A 21,387-nucleotide genomic window follows, 5' to 3' on the forward strand; every position below is an offset into this window, starting at 1 on the left:
ATGCAAACTGAGGAATAAACTGATGAAAAACCGTACTCTACCTTTATCATTACTGATTGGCGCTATGCTCACTATTCCAAGCTTGGCTATGGCTGCACCTGCTGATACTGCACAAGCAGATATGCAAAATGCTGCTACTACCACACTTGAGACTGAAGCTGAAAATTCAGCCAATGTATCAGTACCAAATCCATCTAACTCGGTTCAGATTAACGAAACCCAGCGCATCTCAAGAGCAAGCGTAAATAGCAACGCCACTCAACAACAGATGGCTCCTGAGCAACAGGCTATGCAGCAAGCGCAACAACAAGCCATGCAAGATTCAGAAGAAGCAATGCCACAAAAAGACCTACAAGAAGATATGTCACAAGAAGATATGCTAGATGAAGAATCAATGCTGGAAGAAGAAGCTTCGTCAGAATCACAAGAAGAGCTATAACAAACTCCCCAAGAAGCAACAGAAAATCTATAATACGGTATAAGCGCTTCTGTTAACTAATAAAAGCAGTAATATTTATTTACTACAGCACCTTAGAGTCTGTTGAACGAATCTTTAAATATTAGACTGCTGATATCAATTTTTCTTGCTTGCTGTGCCTGCGCAGACAGAGGCGACAAAAAATTGATATCAGCAATACCGTCGTGTTTTTAAAAAATTTTGACTATAGCTAAAGTATTTCTCAAATATATTTCCAATAAAAAAGGCAGCCATTAGGCTGCCTTTTTTATTGGTTATTTCTGTTAATTATTTAGAACTAACTTAAGAAACTGACCAAACCCATTACTTCTTAGTTTTAGTGACGCCCGCTTCTTGCAACAATGCACCCAATGTACCCATTTTGCTAGGTGCTTCTACTTTTTCAGCTTTAGGCGCTTTGCTGCGGTTATTGGCGCTGTCTTTATCTTGACGATTACCGCGCGGTTTTGACGGACGCTTATCCGCTGCTGGACGGCTGTTATTTGGGCGATTGCTATTTGCCTGATTACTACGTGGACGACTGGCTTTCTCATCATTACCTGTACCTTCTGCAGTCGACTTTGCTGCTGGACGCGCGGGCTTTTCAGATTCAGGCTTCATACTAAAACCAATGCGACCACGCTTTTCGTCGATAGAGATGACACGCACTGAGACAATATCGCCCGGCTTGACGCGATTCATCGGATCGGCAACGAAGTCATTGGCCATCTGTGAGATATGCACGAGACCATCTTGATGGACACCGACATCAACGAAGCAACCAAAGGCTGTCACGTTAGTAACCACACCTTCTAGCTGCATGCCTTCGCTTAAATCTTTAATGCTATTAACGTCTTCACGGAAATTAGCCGTTTTAAACTCAGGACGTGGGTCACGTGCAGGCTTGGCAAGCTCTTCGATGATAGCTTTGACACTGATATTATCATCATTTGCCGCTAGTGCAGTGGTGTCGAGCGTGTTTAGTACACCGTCGTTACCGATGACTTCTGGCAATGCTTTACCGGTTTGCGCCAGTAAGCTATCGACCAGCGCATAGCTTTCTGGATGCACACCAGTCGCGTCAAGTGGATTACTACCACCATGTATGCGTAAGAAGCCTGCTGCCTGCTCAAAGGTCTTAGCACCTAAACGCGGAACGTTTTTGAGCGCCTCACGGCTATCAAATGCGCCGTGCTCTTTACGATAAGTGACGATTTGCTGGGCGACATTTTTATTCAAACCCGCAATATGCGCCAAGATAGCAGGACTTGCCGTATTCACATCAACCCCAACCGCGTTCACGCTATCTTGGGTCACTTTATCCAAGCTATCAGCCAACTGGTTTTGGTTGACATCATGTTGATATTGACCAACACCAATGGCTTTTGGATCTACTTTGACCAGCTCTGATAACGGATCTTGCAAGCGACGAGCGATAGAAACCGCACCGCGTACAGATACGTCTAAATTACCAAGCTCATCAGTGGCCAGCTCACTGGCTGAATAGACAGAAGCGCCTGATTCATTAACGATAACCGCTTTGGCTTTTAATTCAGAATTGGCGGCCAAAATCTCTTTAATCATCGCATCTGTTTCACGGCTCGCCGTACCGTTACCGATAGCGACTAGATCGACGTTGTAAGTACTTAATAATTCATCAATGACTTTTTTGGCTTCATCCATCTTATTATCAGGGGCGAATGGATAAACGGTTGCGACGACAGGCTTGTCTTCGCTGTCTAGCATGACATGGCCTTGGGCATCGACAATCGCCATTTTAACGCCATGGCGGATGCCGGGATCCACACCTAAAATCACTTTACGACCAGCAGGTGCTGACATGAGTAAATGCTGTAAATTATTGGCAAACACATCAATCGCGTCAGCTTCAGCAGTTAGGCGTTTTTCCGTCAATAAGCGATGCTCGATATGCGGACGCCATTTTTCTTTCCATAAGCTACTAGCGGCTTCTGTTAAAAACTCACGGCGCGCGTCAGGTGCTTTGGCATTAACATCGAAATGCTTGATAGTTTTTTCGATAAAGGGGGCATCTTCGCCTTCGATTTTGAGACCCAAAACATTCTCTTGGCGACCACGTAGCATTGCTAATAAACGATGGTTTGGCAGACGCGCAAGGCTTTCACTATGTTCAAAATAATCTTTGAATTTCTCACCGACTTCGCGTTTTTCTTCGCTAGCAACCGCAGATACGATACTCGCCGTTTTGGCAAAACCACTACGTAAATTATCTAGCAAGTCTAGTGCTTGTGTCCACTCATCAACGATGATGGCTTGCACGCCCGCCAATTGCTTATCGATATCGCTAAAGTCGACTTCAATCTCGTTACCGCTGTCGTCAGAGATGCTAGATGGCGCTTGATAGTCAGCCAGTGCCTCTGTTGGGGTAATCTCTTGCGTCAGTACCGCCTGAGCAGCAACGTCGAGACCAGCAGCACGTGCTTTGGCAGCTGGTGAACGGCGACGTGGACGATAAGGCAAGTAGATGTCTTCAAGCTCAAGCTTGGACGTCGCGTTATCGATACGCGTCTGTAGCTCGTCAGTCAAATTGCCCTGCGTGCTGAGCAGCTCAGTAATTTTGAGGCGACGCGTTGCCATGTCGCGCTCATAATTGAGAGACTTCTCTAAAGCACGCAGCTGCGCATCGTCAAGGTTTTGGGTTTTTTCTTTGCGGTAACGCGCAATGAAAGGAACGGTCGCGCCTTCATCGTAAAGTTTGACAAACGCATTGACTTGAGCAGTCTTAATGCCAAGCGCGCGAGCAAGCTTGTCGTGAATATTCGCGTGTGTGGTTGCATCCAAAACCTGTGCATTTGTCGAGGTTTGAGATGGCGTTAAGGTATCAGTGCTACTCATAGACGTATCAATCGTTGATAAATGGTGTTTGGCATTATAGCAAAAGCTGCATGAATAAAAATCCTTTTTATCTTTTCCTTATTTATCTGCTGTTTTCTACCCTAAATTGGCTGCTATGCTAAGTTCTGTAGCCTTGTTAAACAAACGCATACAGCATTTATGCCGATGGGTGATGCAATTGGCAGTGCAATCTTATACACTAAAGTATCAATAGCGCAAATATTACTACGCGCTGAAATATTGAACAGAAGTCTTTAATTTTACGAGGTTTCATTAATACCTAATAGATTAATGATTAAATAACGACAACGTTTTTGCTGAAACTTTCTACTAATAATAATTTTTATAAGAGGATGCCTGTATGCCTGATAATAACAGCCCCGATACTTTAACTCAGCGTATCTTAGTGGTCGATGATGATGCTCGTCTGCGTTCTTTATTACAACGCTTTCTAGAAGATGATGGCTTCGTCGTTCGTACTGCCCATGATGGCAGTCAGATGGATAAGTTGATGCAACGCGAGCTTTTCTCTTTAGTCGTACTGGATTTGATGCTACCGGGCGAAGATGGCATTAGTATCTGTAAGCGGCTGCGTGAAGACAATGGCGATATTCCAATCATCATGCTGACGGCCAAAGGTGGCGACGCCGATCGTATCGCTGGTCTTGAAGCGGGTGCGGATGATTATCTGCCTAAACCCTTTAATCCAAAAGAGCTGCTTGCTCGTATCAAAGCCGTATTACGTCGTCAAAATCGCGAGCTACCGGGTGCACCAAGTCATCAGCTAGAAGTGGTTGAATTTGGTCCATGGACGCTTGATTTATCGACTCGTACGCTTAAACGTGATGGCAATGTAGTTACCTTAACGACCGGTGAATTTTCAGTATTAAAAGCATTGGTTCAGCATCCACGTGAGCCATTAACTCGCGATAAATTGATGAATCTTGCCCGTGGTCGTGAATGGGGTGCGATGGAGCGTTCTATCGATGTACAAGTCTCACGCCTACGCCGCCTCATTGAAGACAACCCGTCACAAGCGCGTTACATCCAAACCGTTTGGGGTGTAGGCTATGTGTTCGTTCCTGACGAAGCTGAAGTTGAAACAGCAAAAAGTGAATAGTATTTACTTTATAGTTGCTGCTTTACACCCACTTATGACGATAGTTTAGACGACAATGGCTTTGACCACATCTACCATGATTCAAAACATACCCTGCACCTTGGTGACAGGGTTTTTGGGTGCGGGTAAAACTACCGTCATCAACCAGCTACTCTCTAGCAAGCCCGCCGATGAGCGCTGGGCTCTATTGATTAACGAGTTTGGACGTATTGGCATTGATGGCGCGCTGCTAGCAAGCGCACAAGAGAACAACGTTGATACAGGCAGCATTGCCATTCGCGAGGTCAGTGGTGGCTGTATTTGTTGCACCAGTCAGCTGCCCCTACAGATTGCGATTACCCGCCTGCTTAGCGATCATCGTCCGCAGCGCCTTATTATAGAACCCACCGGATTGGCACACCCACGCGAGTTGATACAACAACTGAGCGCGCCACATTGGCAAACAGCACTCAATATGCAGGCTGTAATAACGGTGCTAAGTGGCGGGCAATGGCAACAACAAAAGTATCGCTCGCACGATGGTTTTCAAGCGCATGTCCGTGACGCTGATGTCTTGGTGATCAATCGCTATATGCAGCTGAGTGAAAATGAGAGGCAGGCGTTACAAGAATGGATAACACGGCTCAATCCTGACGTGACCACTATCTGGACAGAATCTGAGCCTCACACCGTGGATGATCGCTCAAATAAGATAACTGCTTTGAATACCGCCTTATCAATGCTGATAGCACAGCTGACCAAACCAAGCCATACCATCTCTCGGCAACGCGCTACCAATAAAAGCCAGCCTAATCAGATTCGCATTTCCTTACAACCACTTACTAGACAGCCACTTACTGGCTTGATGTCTAATCAAGCTATACAAAACAATGAAAGTCATGACGGCATAGCGGCAGATACTGAGCTCCCCTACCGCTATCACGAACAACAACAAGACATGCTGTTAGGGGGCTGGCGCTTGCCTGCACATTACGTATTTAACGCTGATGGTTTACAAGAATGGTTGTTAAAATTGCCTAACTGGCAACGTATTAAAGGCATGGTTCATACCTCTGACGGCTGGTTAAAGATTAACTTTACACCTGACAGCTTGACTATCACCACGACGAGCGCCCACATCGATAGCCGATTAGAAGTCATTTTGCAGACCGATAATGATTTGCCGATAGACAACGTTAGGTCAACCATCAGTCTTAGTAAAGATGATTGGCAGGCTTATGACCAGCAGCTGATGGCGCTGGTGCTTGAAGACAGACTCTAGTTACCTATAAAAAGACTACCTTTCAAAAAATGCCACACTCACAAAAAAGACCACCGTTGCTAAGTAAAATAGCAACGGTGGTCTTTTTTTATTGATTCGATTTTACAAATTAGCGCAATTGGCTGTCTTTACTGCCGCGACGATTAAACAGCTCAGCTGCTCTCGCCTCTTGTTCAAGTTCGCTTTGGCAACTGACACAATGCTGTACACCCGGTAAAGCTAGGCGCCGCGCTTCTGGAATAGGATTGCCACACTCATCACAAAACTCTGCACTATCACCTTTAGGTATCGCACTACGCACACGATCTAACGCATCATTTACCGTTGCATCCATCTGTTCGTGTTCAGCGCCATCTCTTGACCAACCACCAGCCATAATCTTATCCTTTTTGTCTATTATTATTAATATCTTATAAGATAAAAGTCTTTAAGAACAAATAGATGGGGCTAATTGACACTATTTTCAATGCTTAAAAGTCAATTAAAACATATCTCTCAGGTTATCATAGCTTAGCTAATCTTTTGGTTGTAAATCCACCACTTGCCCGCGCACCCCAATGCTGGCGTCACTCATCAGACATACATAACCTGCCATAATATCCTCAGGTGTTTTGAGAGACATAGGGTTCTCACCAGGATAAGCATGAGCGCGCATATTGGTACGCGTTCCACCAGGATTGATACAGTTAAACCGCAAATTCGTGGTATTTTGCGTCTCTTGAGTAAAGATATCATTCATCCCTTCGACGGCTTGCTTGGAGAGTGCATAAGCGCCCCAAAATGCACGAGGATGGGTACCAACCGTGCTAGACGTAAAGACGATAGAGCCATGATCAGCATCTTTTAATAGCGGTAATAACGCTTGCGTGAGCATAAAAGTCGCCGTAAAATTGACCTTCATCACTTGGGCAAAGGTATCGACGTCATACATCTCAAGCGGCGTCAATTGTCCAAGCATGCCAGCATTATGTAAGATACCATCGAGCTGACCCACTTCTTTATTAATCAGGCCTTCTAACTGCTGCATATCTGCGTAAGTTGCGCCTTCTAAATTCATCGGTAGCATGGCTGGCTGCTTGCCACCCAAGCTCTCAATCTCATCATAGACGTATTCAAGTTTGCTACTTGTGCGACCCAATAATAGTACCGTAGCACCATAACGGGCGTAGGTTAAAGCGGCGACGCGCCCAATACCATCACCTGCCCCTGTGACCAAGATAGTCTTGCCGTCTAAACAGTCAACAGGTGGCACAAACTGACGAATATCGTCGTGCGTTAAAGGCTGTCTAGGATTTTGCGCGGCTGCTTGATGATTCTGCTCGGTCGCTGACTGTTTAACATTGTCACTCATAGTATGACTCACTGCGTATTATTTATTATTAGAGGTATTTGCATTCAAAAGCGTTTATTTTCAGAGATGCGCGTTTACGAGCAAATATTTAAGATTACATATTTATAAGATATTTGGTTGTAAATGCTTTTTTATGACTGATTTATTGATAAGTGTTTTAGTTATAAATATTCAAACTTACCAGAAGACAGTAATAGCTTATTCAACTGCTCAGGGGTATCCGTAATATAATCAGCGCCCCACTTCTTAAGGTTTTTTTGATCTTGCGGCGGAATATAGCCATAAGCGGCCAAAATTGTTGACATACCAGCGGCATTGCCAGCATCGATATCGCGTATATGATCCCCTACATAGAGCACGCAACCAGCAGCGCCGCGAGGGATACCAAGTTTTTCTAATGCCATATACATCGGCTCTGGATCAGGCTTAGGGCGCGATACATCTTCAGGACAGACCAAGGCAGCACAGCGCTCATCCAACTGCATTTTCTGTAACAGCTGCTCTGCTAGATAACGTGGCTTATTGGTCACAATACCCCAAGGCACACCTTTTTTCTCAAGCGTGGTCAGGACCTCTTCTAGTTCGCTAAATACACAGCTGTCTACACAAATCTCTGCTCCATAATCATCTAAAAACTGCTGGCGAAAGCCAAGTAAAGCTTCTTCGCTGACACTGTCTTGACCGTTTTGATGCAGCATAAGCTTGACCATGGCTGACGCACCAGCAGAGACTTGCTCTCGAATAAGTGCTTCAGGTGGGGCTTGCCAATCATTTTCGCGGCTCATTTTAGCAATAATCCGTACGAAGTCGGCAGCGGTATCGATTAGCGTCCCATCAAGGTCAAATAAAACGGCTTTGACGAATTGGCTCATAAGGCATACTCTTTTAATTGGTGAGGTGTTTGGCGCATTAATGATGGGACAGTAGGCAATTAGTTAAGCTATTAAGCCATTGGTTTTTGTACCGCTATCATATAGTTGACATCGACATTTTGTGCCAGCCAATAGCGCTTAGTCAGTGGATTATAATGTAGTCCGGTAATATCTTGGCGCGTAAATCCAGCAGTAACCGCCATCTTATCAAGCTCAGCAGGCGTGATAAATTTGGCATAGTCATGGGTGCCACGATCCAGTAAACGCAATACGTATTCGGCGCCCACGATAGCAAACAGATATGACTTAGGATTGCGGTTAATCGTCGATAGCACACAAACACCACCAGGCGCTAATAGGGCAAAACAAGCTTGCACAATCGAGCTTGGATCAGGCACATGCTCAAGCATTTCCATACAGGTCACCACATCAAACTGACCCGCATGGGTTTTGGCCAAATCTTCTACTGGGATATGCTGATAACGAAGCGTCTTGTCTAAACCACTTTGCTCTGCATGAATCGTCGCCGCCTTTAGGTTTTCAGTCCCTAGGTCGATACCGGTCACATCAGCACCGCGACGTGCCATCGATTCAGATAATATGCCACCGCCGCAACCGACATCGAGCACTTTTTTGCCCGTCAACCCCATCTCTGCAGTCTTATTAGCGTTTGTACTATCATCGCTATTTTGATAGCCGCGCTTAACATTTTCTTCTATCCAGTTCAGGCGCAGTGGGTTGATTTCATGCAAGGTCGCAAACGCGCCCGTATTACTCCACCATTCGCTCGCCAGTTTATTGAACTTGTCGACTTCGCTAGGATCTACATTTATCGTGGCAGCCGTATCGTTAGAAATAGTATCATTAGCAACAATATTAGCAGTATCGAAACGGCTGTTCGCTTGATCATTCAAAGCAGGCGAAGAAGATAAAGCTGAGCTCATAGCGTTTTCCTTTAGAGTTATTATCGGATACAGTACAGAATTATACCCTTAATATTAGCATGCGAGCGCCAGTTTTGTCGTGAGTACATCGTCACCGATTGTGAGTAAAAGCAGAAAATACTTACATATCATGTCTATAGCGCAGTGCTAACTTGATGGTAACCGATATCTAAAAAGCCTCTTTGCAAACGTTATATGATAAAATTTTTAGTCATAAGAGTCATAGGTACTGTTAAGTAAGATACCTTAAATAATAGCTCACAGCTTTACAACCGTTAGTTAAGAATCGGGTTCACAACCATACCTGTTTTACGTTATTATAGTCGGTACTCTGATATAGGTTGATTATACTAGACGCTTTGTCATTTATATTATCAAACCTATAGAAAATCCTAAAAACTCTCAGCCTCTACCCCTCAAGGAAAAAGTATGAAACGTGTCATTGCATTGACTGGTCTGACTTTTGCTATTGGAATAGCCAGCATGGGCGCCCAAGCAGCCGATTATGTCGCCGGAAAAGACTATCGCGTGCTAGACAATCCAGAAAAAATCAACGGTGATGCTATCATTGTCCGTGAGTTTTTTTGGTATGGTTGCCCGCACTGTAACACGCTTAATCCTCATATGGAAAAATGGGCAAAAAATAAAGACAAAGATGTGGCTTTCTTCAAAACTCCAGCAGCGCTCAACCCTGTTTGGGAAGCCAGTGCCCGTGGTTTTTATGCCGCTCAGCTGTTAGGCTATGAAAATAAAACCCATGATGCGCTCTTTGATGCGATTCATAAAGATGGCAAAAAGCTGTTTGATCAAGCCTCATTAAGCAAATGGTACGCAGCCCAAGGCGTCAATGAAAAGAAATTCAATAGCCTTTATAACTCATTTGCTGTAGGTACCAAAATCGGTCGCTCACAAGCAGGCGCTAAGCGCTATCAGCTGTCTGGTGTACCAGCCGTTGTGGTACAAGGCAAATATGTCGTCACTGGTGAAGATGCCAAAGTACCTAAAGTGGTTGATTACTTAGTCGATAAAGCACGCGCTGAGAAAAAATAAGCGTTAATTATATTTAATTAAACCGTATTAACGCTGTACTAAAAAAGCCAATCATTAACGATTGGCTTTTTTGTGTTTGAATGTTGATAAGCTTATTTTTTAGCACAGTCATCAGCAGTTGTGCAGATAATCGCGATAGTGCTATTAGCAGTTATAGAATAACTAGCCTTTTAAATCCGATAAGATGGTCACTTCGCGGATATAGCTGGCCAAATCTGCTTTAGACTCCAGCATCAGCTCATCATCCTGCGTGTGCTTGGCGTATTCAATCCAAAGCAATAATTGATACAGGCTATTACGCTCAGAGACTTTATATTGTTTGACAAACTGCTTTAGCGTGCCTTCGTCATTGATATTTAGACGTTCAGACCAGCTTTCTATTTTAGAGACTTGTTCTTTTGGAAAGTAAGCGTCGAATAAGGCTTTTACCAATTCATGGCGGTTTTCTTCGCTGATCAATTTACCGACGCGCTTGGTCTGTCTAATACGCGCATTGGCACTGGTAATGTCTGCTAATGCCATCAACTCCGCCATAAAATAATCACTGGCTGGCAAGTTTTTGAGCTGTTTTTTCGACAAGCTGGCGAGGGGTATCGATAATTGTTGCAAGCGCTCATGGGATTTTTTGAGTTCTGTGCGCGAGACGCGCATATCATGTTCTGACCAGTCAATCATAAAAGCGTTCCAAAATAATAAAATGAATAGATTCTTTAGCCATTGATAATCACTACCAACGACTTTTTTCGCGATGTTTCGCTACAACTTTCACGCCTTGCGGCATTGCAGCAGCCAGACGTCGCTGTAAGATATCGGTAATAAATACGGAGCGGTGCTTACCGCCCGTGCAGCCAATCGCTACTGTCACCGTATGGCGGTTATTGTGTAAAAAGTCGGGCAGCCAACGACTTAAAAATTTATCGAGATCATCGGTCATCTCAGCCACTTCTGGATAATCTGCAAAGAATGCGTCGACTTCAGAGTCAAGACCAGTCAAGGCGCGTAGCTCAGGATTCCAGTGTGGATTTGGCAAAATCCTAACATCAAATATAAAGTCAGCATCCACTGGGTTACCGTACTTAAAGCCAAAAGACAGCAAATTAATGACAATTTGATTGTCCATACCGACATAAGCACGCAGTGTGTCTTTGAGCTGATGGATATTCAGCATACTAGTATCAATTTTGATATCGGCATGGCTGGCAATAGGTTCTAACAGCTCAACCTCTTTTTTGATCGCGGCCGGTAGATTAAAAGCAATATGCCGAGCATTATCACTGTCAATATCTTGTGACATTAACGGATGGACACGGCGCGTCGCATTAAAGCGTGCGACCAAAGTGCTCTCTTGCGCGGTCACATATAGCACTTCAACAGCCTGCTTACCATAAGTCTGTTTTAGGATAGCATGGGTCGCTGCAAAGTTAGACAAATCAGCGCGCGGCGTCCGAATATCCACACCAAGGGCGATACGCTTAATACCACTATCGCTGACCAGTTTCTTAGCAGCATCAGGCACTAACGACAAGGGTAGATTATCAATAGAATAATAACCCAAATCTTCTAAGATATTTAATACAGACGTTTTACCCGAGCCGGAACGACCCGATACGACTAAAATACTTAGCCGCTCATCGTTCGGGGCAGCAAGCATTTTCTGCTCTGCTTTCTCGTTGCTTTTACTGTTTTTTTTACTGTCGCTTTTATCGTTACTGGCATCCATGATCCGTTACCCTGTCCATTGCATCCGTCAAATTACTGTGTCATAACGGTTAATGTACCGTTACTACTTGGTTGTCCAACAAGCGTGCCCGCCCTAGCCAAGCCGCGACGAGGATAATCAAATTCTCGTTTTCCACATTAAAAACTTCGGCATCATTAATGACCGATTTCAGCGCATCTGTTTTTACTTCTAGATAGTCAATGTTGAAGCCAGCGTTACTAATACGCTGAGACGTCTCTGCAAGTAACGCTTCAAATTCTGGCATACTCAGTTTATTACTCATTAACTGCTGTGCTAGACGTTGCAGCTCTGCATGAAGCACGGGGGCTGTTTCTCGCTCAGCTGCGCTCAAGTATTGATTGCGCGAAGATAGCGCCAAGCCGTCAGCAGCACGCACAATAGGCGCACCAACAATCTCAATGGGATAGCTTAAATCACGCACCAGTTGCTTAATGATGGCTAATTGCTGGTAATCTTTTTGTCCAAATACTGCCACACCAGGTTGCACGATATTAAATAACTTGGAGACAACAATGCCCACACCATCAAAGTGCCCAGGGCGCGATTGACCACATAATTGCGTGGTAATGCCGCCAGCAAGAACAGAGGTCGGTGGCGGCATTACTGGGTACATCTCAGCGATACTTGGGGCAAAGACATAGTCCGTACCAACTGTTGCTAGCTTGGCGACATCTTCATCTAATGTGCGTGGATAACTCTCAAAGTCCTCTCCTTCCCCAAACTGGGTAGGATTGACAAAAATACTTACCACCACGATATCGGCATGCTGTTTAGCAATGCTGACCAGCTCAAGATGACCTTCATGCAGGTTGCCCATCGTTGGTACTAAGGCAATACGCTGAGCGCTATCTGGCTTATCATTTCTTTGACCACGATAAGGCTGTAGCGCGGCGCGCAACTCTAAAATCTGCTGATAAATGATTGGCATCGTTAAATATTCTTCTACTGATAATCGTAAAAACCAAAAGACTTATTAATACTAGCGCTACAGACTAGCTAAATTGGTGCTGCTCTGTTGGGAAACTGCCTTCGCGTACTGACTGCTGATAAAGGGCAAAGGCGCCTTCAATACTGCGCGCACTGTTACGCTCATCAGTTAAAAAGTCATGGACAAAGCGCGGCACGCGTCCATGCACCATACCCAGCATGTCATGCATGACCAACACTTGACCATCCGTATCTGCACCAGCGCCAATGCCAATCACCGGTGCTGTAACCGCTTCTGTTACGGCTTTGGCGAGCTCAGCAGGTACACATTCTAATACGAGCAAGGCAGCGCCTGCAGCAACGACCGCTTTGGCGTCCGCCAACAATTTATCAGCCGCTTCATCACCGCGACCTTGGATTTTATAGCCGCCAAAAACGTTGACCGATTGCGGAGTCAAGCCAAGATGGACACAAGTAGGCGTGCCTGCTTGCGCTAAGGTCGTGACCAAATCACAAAGCTCACTACCACCTTCAATCTTTATGACATGCGCGCCTGCTTGCATCAACTTGCGACTATTAGCGATCGCTTCTGGCAACGTCACATAACTCATAAATGGTAGGTCAGCTAAAATCAGAGCATGCTGATTACTACGGGCAATATTGGCTGTATGATAAGCCATATCATCAACGGTCACGGGCAACGTTGAGTCGTGGCCTTGTACCACCATACCCAAGCTATCACCAATCAAAATAGTATCGATCTGCGCCTTGTCCATCATGCGTGCAAACATCGAGTCATAGCACGTTAAGCAAGTAAACTTGGTGCCTTCTCTTTTGAATTTTTTTAAAGTAGATAACGTCGTCATATGATTCTCAATTAATCTGCAATGCCTTTATTTATCAATGTTTCTAATTATCAATATCTTTAATTATCAATGTCTCTAATTATCAATATCTTTAATTATCAATGTCTCTAATTATCAATGTCTCTAATTATCAATGTCTCTAATTATCAATATCTTTAATTATCAACACTTCTAATCATCATCGTGCCTGTGATTATAAGCATTATCAGTCGCTCGATAATAATTGTAAGCCTGTCCGATCATGACTTTGCGGATAGCTGTCTATCGGTTTTCCTGCAATCGTCAGCTTTGGCGCGAGCTCTCGCAGCGGTATCAGGACAAAATTACGCTCAAGCAGTCCAGCGTGCGGTATGGTCAGCTGCGGCTCCGCAAGTTGTATGTCGCCATACAATAAGATATCAACGTCCAAACTACGCTCACCCCAATGACGTAAGCGTGCCCGCTTAGCGTGCTCTTCTAGCTGCTGGCAAAATGCAAGCAACTCAAAAGGCGGCAATATTGTCTTAAAACCAGCGACAGCATTAACAAAGTCGGGCTGGTCTTGTGGCCCCATAGGCGCTGAGGCATAAAATGAGGATACTCGAACCTCACGTATTTGCTCATGCTCTCGCAACCCTTGCAATGCCTGCTGTAAGTGCTCTACCGGCGAGCCTAATTCATTGGTTAGATTGCTACCTAAGCCCACATAACAGCTAACCCAAGTCGCCTTGTCCGTCTCGTCAGGTGTTTTATTATGACACTTAGCACTTTTATTAAAGTGATTTTTTATCATGAGCACTTTACTCTAAAACCTGCGGTTCATCACCATCATCAATATCGGTTAAGGTCGTTTATCAATACTAGACATTATCGGTACTGGGCTGACGACGACGGCGTTTCGATGGTACAGGGCCTTTATTATCCGTTACTTTAGTGTCAGTTGCCTTATTGCCATTAACCTTGTCATTTGCTTTACTAGTAACTGTCTTGCTATTGGCAGACTTTGACCCTGTCGTTTTAGCTGATCTCTTAGCTTTCGCAGGCGTAGTCGCTTTATTAGTTCCTGTCTTGTTTTCTGGCGAAGCTTCTACATGCTCTACCGTTTTCTCAGCTTTAGTATTAGCATTACTAGCAGGTTGAGCAGCTGGCTTAGGCGCTTTCTTCGCGTATTGCTTAGCATTTTGTCCGTTATCGCTAGTTGGCGACTTTTCTGCCGTGCTTGCACTATTATCAACGTCTACCGTAGGCTCACGGCGACGACGCTTATGCGGTATCGGCTCGTTATTCATACTGACTAGCGCCGGTGACCTTGCCACTGAACGGGTCGGATAACTATTGGCTGCGGGTGACGTAACCTCTGGTTGTTTATCCTTAGGTTGCTGAGCCTTATTTGAGCGATCAGCTTTACTATCAAAATTAGCATTCTGACTAGGTAGATCTTTCTCAGCTGTTGGACTCGACATCACTGCTTTTTTCTGCACGGACTCTTGACGAGGCTTAGGCTTATCAGCACTTGCTAGCTGCTTTTGTAATGGCGGCACGACTTTTTCATGCTCGATCACAAACAATGGCGCAGGCTTGGAATGATGGCGCTTATTTGCCGCTTGGTTACCGCTACTAGCAAGAGACAACTGCTGTAGCTGAGCAAGCTCATTACTGTCTTGTTTGACCTGCTGCGCGTTATAACCTGTGTCTTTACTGCTGTCAGATTGCTTAGCATCTGTAGACTGGCTGGCGGCCCGGCGACGACGTGATGGGATATTTGACGCATCGTTCACCATGTTCTGCTCATTGCCATTTTTTTCAGTGCCATGCTTTTCAGTCCTGCCATTGGCTTTGCTACGCTTAGTGTTTTGTTGATTAGATACCGACTCATCGGCTGTATTTGATTCTGGCTTTTGACGATTACGTCCGCGTCCACCACGCTGCCCTTTTTTATAGGCGCCGCGACGAATATTTTCATCAAACTCATCAATCGCTTGTTCCTGCTCTGATACAGACAAGGTTTGATAAGTTTGCCACCAGTCGCCCATGTCGTTGGTCGATTCTGATAATGGATGCTCAGCATCACCGCACTGCTCACGCAATAATAAAAAGTCAAAGCCTGCACGGAAGCGAGGATGCTCAGAGAGCTGGACAATTTGCTTGCTACGCGGGGCTGCAAGTTTTGGCTGCAATATCCAAATATCACGGATAAATTGCTCAGCAAATTTAGGAATAGCGGTTTTAATACGTTGACGGTCAATGACCTTGCCAGCCGCATGCATCTGCGCTTCAGCAAATGGCATATTGCGCTTTTTAGCTTTTTCTAACTGATGCAGATAGTTTTCCCATAATATGGCTGCATAGAAAAATGCTGGATTGATACTTTTGCCCGCTGCAATGCGTTTGTCAGTATTAATGGCCACTTGTTTCACTAAAGCGCTAGGCTCAGAAGGCGGATAAATAATTAAACTATCAATCGCGCCCGACTCAAATAATAGCGGTAATAATGGCACCAAATAACCACCGGTAAACATCTTTTGCGTTTCATCATAGAGGCGATGCGGTGATATTTGCTCAAGCAGCGCCCAGTTACCATCATGAAACTGATCGGCTAACTCGTCATCAAACTCAAAACCGAGCTTGGCTTTAAAACGTAACGCCCGCAATAGTCTTACCGGATCTTCTTCGATACGAACGGGCGCATGGCCTAATAGGCGAATGATTCTATTATCAATGTCTTCAAGCGCACCGCAAAAATCATGCACCACACCTTTTAGTGGCTGATAATAAAGCGCATTGATCGAAAAATCACGACGAGAGAAGTCTTGTTGGATATCGCCCCAAACGTTATCACGCAGAATCATACCGTCTTGATTGGTGGTACCACTGCTGGTGGGCGGACCACGAAAGGTAGCGACTTCGATCAGCTCACGACCTGAATACACATGCGCCAACTGAAAGCGGCGACCGATAATGCGGCAGCGCTTACCAAAGACGTCTTTGATCTCATGCGGCTTGGCATCAGTGACAGCGTCAAAGTCTTTTGGGCGCAAACCCAATAAAGTGTCACGCACACCGCCGCCGACGATATAGGCGTCAAACCCTGCTCGGGTTAAGGTGGCAATTACTTCAGTAATGGAATTGGGTAATTCAGATTTATTCAGTTCTAACTGCTTGGCGGCACGCTCGGCCATGCATCTACTCCTCGCCGGTATTCTTTAACCACCCCTGATCAACACAGCGTTTATCAGGCGGATGTAACTGCTAGTTTAACAAATTTTGCGCGTGGTAGGTGCGTTATGACATTTAGTTACGTGCTATTTTGTCAATATTGGGATTAATTAATGCAAAATAATGCTATTAATCTTGCACGCGTAAACGGGCTCGATTTTTCTCAATCGTTTTTACGCCAATACCTTTAACCTTTGCTAACCCATCAACGCTCTTAAAATCGCCAAACATGTCGCGATATAAAATAATCGCTTGGGCTTTACTACTACCAATCCCGTTTAATGAAACGAGCTCACCTTCACTAGCACGATTGATATTGACGGTAGATTGATCGCGCGCTTGAGTTTTAGCATTCTCTTGTGCTAAAAGGTACGCATAAGCGCTTTGTGGATTATCAAAACAGGGCGCGGCGTGTGCATTGCTAAAAGTCAGGATAATCAAGGCTAGACAACAAGCAGCGCTAGATATTAAGCTGTTCAAACTGGTAAACCCAGCAAACGAGACTTTATGATAAGCGTTCATGACGATCGTTCATATCGTTTCGCCGCTTCCCATAATGCATCCATTTCTGTTATATCGCTGTCTTCTAAACGCTTGCCAGCCGCAGCCAAATGCTCCTCAATATAGCCAAAACGTGATTTGAATTTATGCACACAAGTAAGGGTCGCTGTCTCAGCATCAAGGTTCAATTTACGCGCCACGTTGACCAGCGCAAACATGCAATCGCCCAGCTCTTTTTCAATCTCTCTAATATTGGCTTTGCTTATGTCATATTTATCAGCTTCTTTAGACTTATCTGTTTTAGAGTTCTCTGTCAGTTCAGCCTTTAACTCACTAATTTCTTCCTCAAGTTTTTCAAACGCTCCTGCTACGCCTTCCCAATCAAATCCAAGTTTTGATGCCTGCTTTTGTACATCCTGCGCCTGCATGAGCGCACTGCCCGCTTTGGTATTGTCTAGACGACGTTTGGGTTTACCACGTGCCTCGCGCGCTTGCTGCTCCTCTGCCTTAATCTCATCCCAACGAGCTTTTACCGCCACGTCATCTTCAAGACTTTCAGCCTCAAACACATGCGGATGACGGCGAATCAACTTTTCTTGTAAAGTAGTAATGACATCGCCCATATCAAAGCGCCCTTGCTCCGCGTACATCTGGCAATGAAAAACCACTTGCAGCAGCACATCACCAAGCTCGCCTTTGATATCTTCATCATCATCGCTTTGTACCGCTTCGCCGAGCTCATAAGCTTCTTCGATAGCATAAGGAATGAGGCTATGATTGCTTTGCTTTTTATCCCATGGACAGTCGGCGCGCAATCTTGCCATCAGTGTCAACAAATCATCAAGCTGCCCGCTTGCTTTTGGCGTGCCTTGCACAGGTTCGGGTGCTGCGATTTTGTTTTCTATGATACTCATAAAGGGTGCTCTTATACTTATCGTTGTTATGGAATAGAATCACGTTAACTTCATAACGATTTAGTCATTAGTGTAGCATTGAACGCTTAATAGCCTATAATTGTGCTATCTAATTTATTATTTTACCACCGCTCACGCGCAAGGAATTTTATCATTATGTCTACGTCTGCGACCACTAACTACCAGCCAGCGACTGAATTCAATCCTATTATTATCGATTCATTTAAAGCCTATGATATTCGCGGTGAGCTTGGGGTAAATCTGAATGAAGCCATTGCTTACCGTATTGGTCGCGCCTTTGCGCAGATTTCATCTCAGCGTTATCACGCCGTAGATGCCACAACTGAACTAAAAAACTTAAAACCTGCCATTGTTATCGGTAGCGATATTCGCCATTCAAGCGAGCAATTAAAACAAGCGACCATCAAAGGTATGCTAGATGCGGGTGTTGATGTCATTGATTTAGGCATGAGCGGTACCGAAGAAGTGTATTTTGCCACCAGTCACTATCAAGCATTAGGCGGCATCGAAGTCACTGCCAGTCATAATCCTATCAATTATAATGGCTTAAAACTGGTCAAAGAACATTCAAAACCCATTAGCGCCGATGATGGTTTAGCAGAGATTCAAGCATTGGCAGAATCTGGGCAATTTACCACTGAAAACCAATCAGGAACGTTGCAATTATTGAATGATAAAAGTGCTTATGTTAATCACGTCATCAGCTTTATAGATACCGATAAATTAAAACCGCTGAAACTGGTTATTAACTCAGGCAATGGTAGTGCAGGCCCCGTGGTTGATTTATTAATTGACAAGCTGGCACAAGCAGGCGCACCCATTGAAGTGATTAAACTGCATCATACGCCAGACGGCAGCTTCCCCAATGGCATCCCCAATCCTATGATTGAAGCCAACAGAGTAGCGACTCAGCAAGCCGTTTTGAAAAACAAAGCCGATCTTGGTATTGCCTTTGATGGCGATTTTGACCGCTGCTTTTTATTCGATGAACATGGTGAATTTATCGATGGTAGCTACATCGTTGGAATGCTCGCGCAAGCCTTTTTAAATAAACACCCAAACGAGTCAATCGTCTATGATCCTCGCGTGATATATAACACTGAAGCGGTGATTAAAGAACATAACGGCAAGGCGGTTATCAGTAAGTCTGGACATTCATTTATTAAGCAAGTGATGCGTGACTCTGGCGCGGTCTATGGCGGTGAGATGTCCGCCCATCATTATTTCCGCGACTTCTTCTACTGCGATAGCGGTATGATTCCGTGGCTGCTAACGATTGAGCTATTATCCATCACGGGTAAGACGCTGTCTGAGTTGGTCACTGGCTATATTGCAGCTTATCCCAGCTCGGGCGAGCTTAATTTTCGTCTCACCACAAATGATGCGCCAACTATCATTAGCGCTATCGAGGATAAGTTTAGCGTTAAGAACCCAAGCAAGTCGCTGCTTGATGGCTTAAGCCTAAACTTTGATGAGTGGCGCTTTAATCTACGTACCTCCAATACCGAGCCACTAATCAGGCTTAATATCGAAAGTCGTGGTGATAAAGAATTGCTAACGATTAAAACTCGAGAGATTCAGCAGTGGCTAGCGGTGCAAGGTGCTGTACCAGCGTAAACGAATACGATTTAATACGCCCTAATTAAAGCCAAAAAAAAGCTAGCTGATAATTATCAACGAGCTTTTTAAATAACAGAAAAACTTGAATAGCGCTATAGTCAAAATACCCTAAAAACGCGACGGTATTGCTGATATCAATTTTTTGTCGCCTCTGTCTGCGTAGGCACAGCCAGCAAGAAAAATTGGTATCAGTAGTGCGTCATGTATCAATATTACTTTTCACTGACTATATTTAGACCGACCAATACCCAAATAGTCACCCACTAAACTATCTATCTGCGAGCGTGTCAGTGCATTTTGCGCATCAAATATTGGCATCGCTTGCTGATTGATTTTGGCAATATCTAGCTGATCTCGTGGCGACCAACTGACAATAAAGATAGCCTGAGCATCATCGATTTGACCATAAGGATCAGCCATTAATTTAAGTAATGGTTGCTGCTGATAAAGCGCGGCAAGCTCATCTTGAGCTTTATCGCTATAGACCAAAGTACGAATATTATAAGACCACAGCAATGCTAGTAATGGATGTATGGCTGAGCCTGCGGTACGTCCCGATCCTGATTTATAACTACCGCCCCAAACCATCACCGTTTTATTATCGATAAAACCATCAAAATATTGCCAAAATTTACGGAATATCAGCTCTTTTTGGTCTTCGTTGATGTGCATGACTGACTGCAACAGTGGCATATCTAAACTGTGCGTTTGGCTAGACTGCTGCAACTTAGCAAGCTCAGTCGGTAGAGTGTTACCGCCAAATCCCCAACCCGCTTGCAGATAACTGCTACCAACGCGCGCGTCTAGCCCCATGATACGACTGACTTGTTTGATATCGACCTGTTGACTGTCCGCCAAGCGTGACATCTCATTCATAAAACTCACTCGCGTCGCCAGCATCGCCATAATACTGCTACGGGCAAACTCTATGGTTGCGATATCAGCGTGATGGGCGGCGCGTGCGTGCTGCATTAAAGGCTGCAGTATATTTAGATGGTGGCTACTGTTGGCGGTTTTTTCACCAAGCAACCACAATGAAGGGTTCAGCATCGAGCTATAAGCATCACCGTCCTGCAAAAATACAAACGGCACATAGTAGACCCATGCACGCTGCAAACGCTGAGCCAGTGCTGAGACAACTCCTAGTTTTTCAATACCGCTCATTAGCACAGGTAGCGACTGCTGATGACTGTGATTGAATGCAGTAATCCAATTGTCTTCTGCCCATACTGGCTTGATACTGTCTAAAAACAACCAATAAAGTGCAACGTTGCTTGCTTCGCCACGTTCACTGTCCTCATTGCTCTCATTGATATGACGACTATCACTAAAATTTGCCCTTTCATAGTAATGAATCAACGTGTCGGCGCTATCTGGTAATGCTTGACTGCTAATAACCTGCTGCTGCTCATACATCTGCCATAGCGCTTGCAAATGATGCTCAAAGCCATACTGTTTTATTTGCTGCGTCAATAGCTCAATATCTGCATAAAGATGCACGCGCTGACCTAAGCTTGCCAGCACTACCGCACTGGTAATGGCTTCAATACTATGGCCAACAAGTACACAAACTGGCTTGCTTCTCATACGTTGTGCTGTAAATGCATGCGTATATTTAGGCGTATTATCGTTTATAGAATCAGCGCTCATGAACTATCCTTTTGACTTTATTA

Annotated in this window: 19 protein-coding genes; 5 read left to right on the forward strand and 14 right to left on the reverse strand. The window is 44.7% G+C overall.

The window, feature by feature from the left end; translation table 11 throughout:
• Positions 1 to 22 precede the first annotated feature (22 nt).
• Entirely contained in the window at positions 23 to 439 is a 417-nt protein-coding gene (locus HQR03_RS06425; RefSeq protein WP_173239580.1) for a hypothetical protein, read from the forward strand.
• A 342-nt stretch (positions 440 to 781) separates the two neighbouring features.
• On the opposite strand, the gene HQR03_RS06430 is transcribed toward HQR03_RS06425, so the two are convergent.
• Positions 782 to 3,331, reverse strand: a complete 2,550-nt coding sequence (locus HQR03_RS06430) for a Tex family protein (RefSeq protein WP_025651113.1) — start codon at positions 3,329 to 3,331, stop codon at positions 782 to 784.
• A gap of 361 nt (positions 3,332 to 3,692) precedes the next feature.
• Between HQR03_RS06430 and ompR the strand changes: the two genes are divergently transcribed.
• Together ompR and HQR03_RS06440 are read left to right on the forward strand one after the other, a co-directional pair.
• Positions 3,693 to 4,451, forward strand: coding sequence for an osmolarity response regulator transcription factor OmpR (ompR, locus tag HQR03_RS06435; protein WP_025651114.1), 759 nt, complete (start codon positions 3,693 to 3,695; stop codon positions 4,449 to 4,451).
• 55 nt (positions 4,452 to 4,506) lie between these two features.
• Complete coding sequence (locus HQR03_RS06440; RefSeq protein ID WP_051395056.1) at positions 4,507 to 5,712, forward strand: CobW family GTP-binding protein; 1,206 nt, start codon at positions 4,507 to 4,509, stop codon at positions 5,710 to 5,712.
• Between the two features lie 109 nt (positions 5,713 to 5,821).
• On the opposite strand, the gene HQR03_RS06445 is transcribed toward HQR03_RS06440, so the two are convergent.
• The 4 genes from HQR03_RS06445 to ubiG form a co-directional block, all read right to left on the reverse strand.
• On the reverse strand, positions 5,822 to 6,088 hold the full coding sequence (locus HQR03_RS06445) for a DksA/TraR family C4-type zinc finger protein (RefSeq protein WP_101212161.1): 267 nt from the start codon (positions 6,086 to 6,088) through the stop codon (positions 5,822 to 5,824).
• 138 nt (positions 6,089 to 6,226) lie between these two features.
• The gene (locus HQR03_RS06450) at positions 6,227 to 7,063 is read right to left on the reverse strand and encodes a YciK family oxidoreductase (protein ID WP_217271552.1); all 837 of its coding nucleotides are present in this window, start codon (positions 7,061 to 7,063) and stop codon (positions 6,227 to 6,229) included.
• A gap of 161 nt (positions 7,064 to 7,224) precedes the next feature.
• Complete coding sequence (locus HQR03_RS06455; protein ID WP_025651119.1) at positions 7,225 to 7,935, reverse strand: HAD family hydrolase; 711 nt, start codon at positions 7,933 to 7,935, stop codon at positions 7,225 to 7,227.
• Positions 7,936 to 8,006: 71 nt separating this feature from the next.
• Complete coding sequence (gene ubiG, locus HQR03_RS06460) at positions 8,007 to 8,879, reverse strand: bifunctional 2-polyprenyl-6-hydroxyphenol methylase/3-demethylubiquinol 3-O-methyltransferase UbiG (protein ID WP_025651120.1); 873 nt, start codon at positions 8,877 to 8,879, stop codon at positions 8,007 to 8,009.
• 429 nt (positions 8,880 to 9,308) lie between these two features.
• Here ubiG and HQR03_RS06465 point away from each other — a divergent pair, with 429 nt between their 5' ends.
• Positions 9,309 to 9,929 (forward strand): thiol:disulfide interchange protein DsbA/DsbL, encoded by a 621-nt coding sequence (locus HQR03_RS06465; protein WP_173239581.1) that lies wholly within the window; start codon positions 9,309 to 9,311, stop codon positions 9,927 to 9,929.
• A gap of 162 nt (positions 9,930 to 10,091) precedes the next feature.
• Here the strand turns inward: HQR03_RS06465 and yjgA are convergent, their stop codons facing one another.
• From yjgA to mazG, 8 genes are all read right to left on the reverse strand, one after another.
• On the reverse strand, positions 10,092 to 10,604 hold the full coding sequence (gene yjgA / locus HQR03_RS06470; RefSeq protein WP_101212158.1) for a ribosome biogenesis factor YjgA: 513 nt from the start codon (positions 10,602 to 10,604) through the stop codon (positions 10,092 to 10,094).
• A 52-nt stretch (positions 10,605 to 10,656) separates the two neighbouring features.
• Positions 10,657 to 11,580, reverse strand: a complete 924-nt coding sequence (gene rapZ / locus HQR03_RS06475) for an RNase adapter RapZ (protein ID WP_037024744.1) — start codon at positions 11,578 to 11,580, stop codon at positions 10,657 to 10,659.
• Positions 11,581 to 11,698: 118 nt separating this feature from the next.
• Positions 11,699 to 12,598 carry a pantoate--beta-alanine ligase gene (panC, locus tag HQR03_RS06480; protein WP_173239582.1) on the reverse strand — a complete coding sequence of 300 codons (900 nt, stop codon included), beginning with the start codon at positions 12,596 to 12,598 and terminating at the stop codon, positions 11,699 to 11,701.
• Positions 12,599 to 12,662: 64 nt separating this feature from the next.
• Positions 12,663 to 13,463, reverse strand: a complete 801-nt coding sequence (gene panB, locus HQR03_RS06485) for a 3-methyl-2-oxobutanoate hydroxymethyltransferase (RefSeq protein ID WP_173239583.1) — start codon at positions 13,461 to 13,463, stop codon at positions 12,663 to 12,665.
• Positions 13,464 to 13,668: 205 nt separating this feature from the next.
• Entirely contained in the window at positions 13,669 to 14,235 is a 567-nt protein-coding gene (folK, locus tag HQR03_RS06490) for a 2-amino-4-hydroxy-6-hydroxymethyldihydropteridine diphosphokinase (RefSeq protein WP_173239584.1), read from the reverse strand.
• Positions 14,236 to 14,302: 67 nt separating this feature from the next.
• Complete coding sequence (pcnB, locus tag HQR03_RS06495) at positions 14,303 to 16,621, reverse strand: polynucleotide adenylyltransferase PcnB (protein WP_173239585.1); 2,319 nt, start codon at positions 16,619 to 16,621, stop codon at positions 14,303 to 14,305.
• A gap of 166 nt (positions 16,622 to 16,787) precedes the next feature.
• Positions 16,788 to 17,180 (reverse strand): ComEA family DNA-binding protein, encoded by a 393-nt coding sequence (locus tag HQR03_RS06500; RefSeq protein WP_173239586.1) that lies wholly within the window; start codon positions 17,178 to 17,180, stop codon positions 16,788 to 16,790.
• A complete protein-coding gene (gene mazG / locus HQR03_RS06505; protein WP_173239587.1) occupies positions 17,177 to 18,073 on the reverse strand; it encodes a nucleoside triphosphate pyrophosphohydrolase in 897 nt (298 codons plus the stop codon). Before mazG ends, HQR03_RS06500 begins: the two co-directional genes overlap by 4 nt.
• A 156-nt stretch (positions 18,074 to 18,229) precedes the next feature.
• Here mazG and HQR03_RS06510 point away from each other — a divergent pair, with 156 nt between their 5' ends.
• A complete protein-coding gene (locus tag HQR03_RS06510) occupies positions 18,230 to 19,711 on the forward strand; it encodes a phosphohexomutase domain-containing protein (protein ID WP_217271553.1) in 1,482 nt (493 codons plus the stop codon).
• Between the two features lie 222 nt (positions 19,712 to 19,933).
• Here HQR03_RS06510 and HQR03_RS06515 read toward each other — a convergent pair whose 3' ends face one another.
• Complete coding sequence (locus HQR03_RS06515) at positions 19,934 to 21,301, reverse strand: UDP-glucose/GDP-mannose dehydrogenase family protein (protein WP_418889566.1); 1,368 nt, start codon at positions 21,299 to 21,301, stop codon at positions 19,934 to 19,936.
• Positions 21,302 to 21,387 lie beyond the last annotated feature (86 nt).

Source organism: Psychrobacter okhotskensis, from assembly GCF_013248965.1.
GTDB lineage: Bacteria > Pseudomonadota > Gammaproteobacteria > Pseudomonadales > Moraxellaceae > Psychrobacter > Psychrobacter okhotskensis.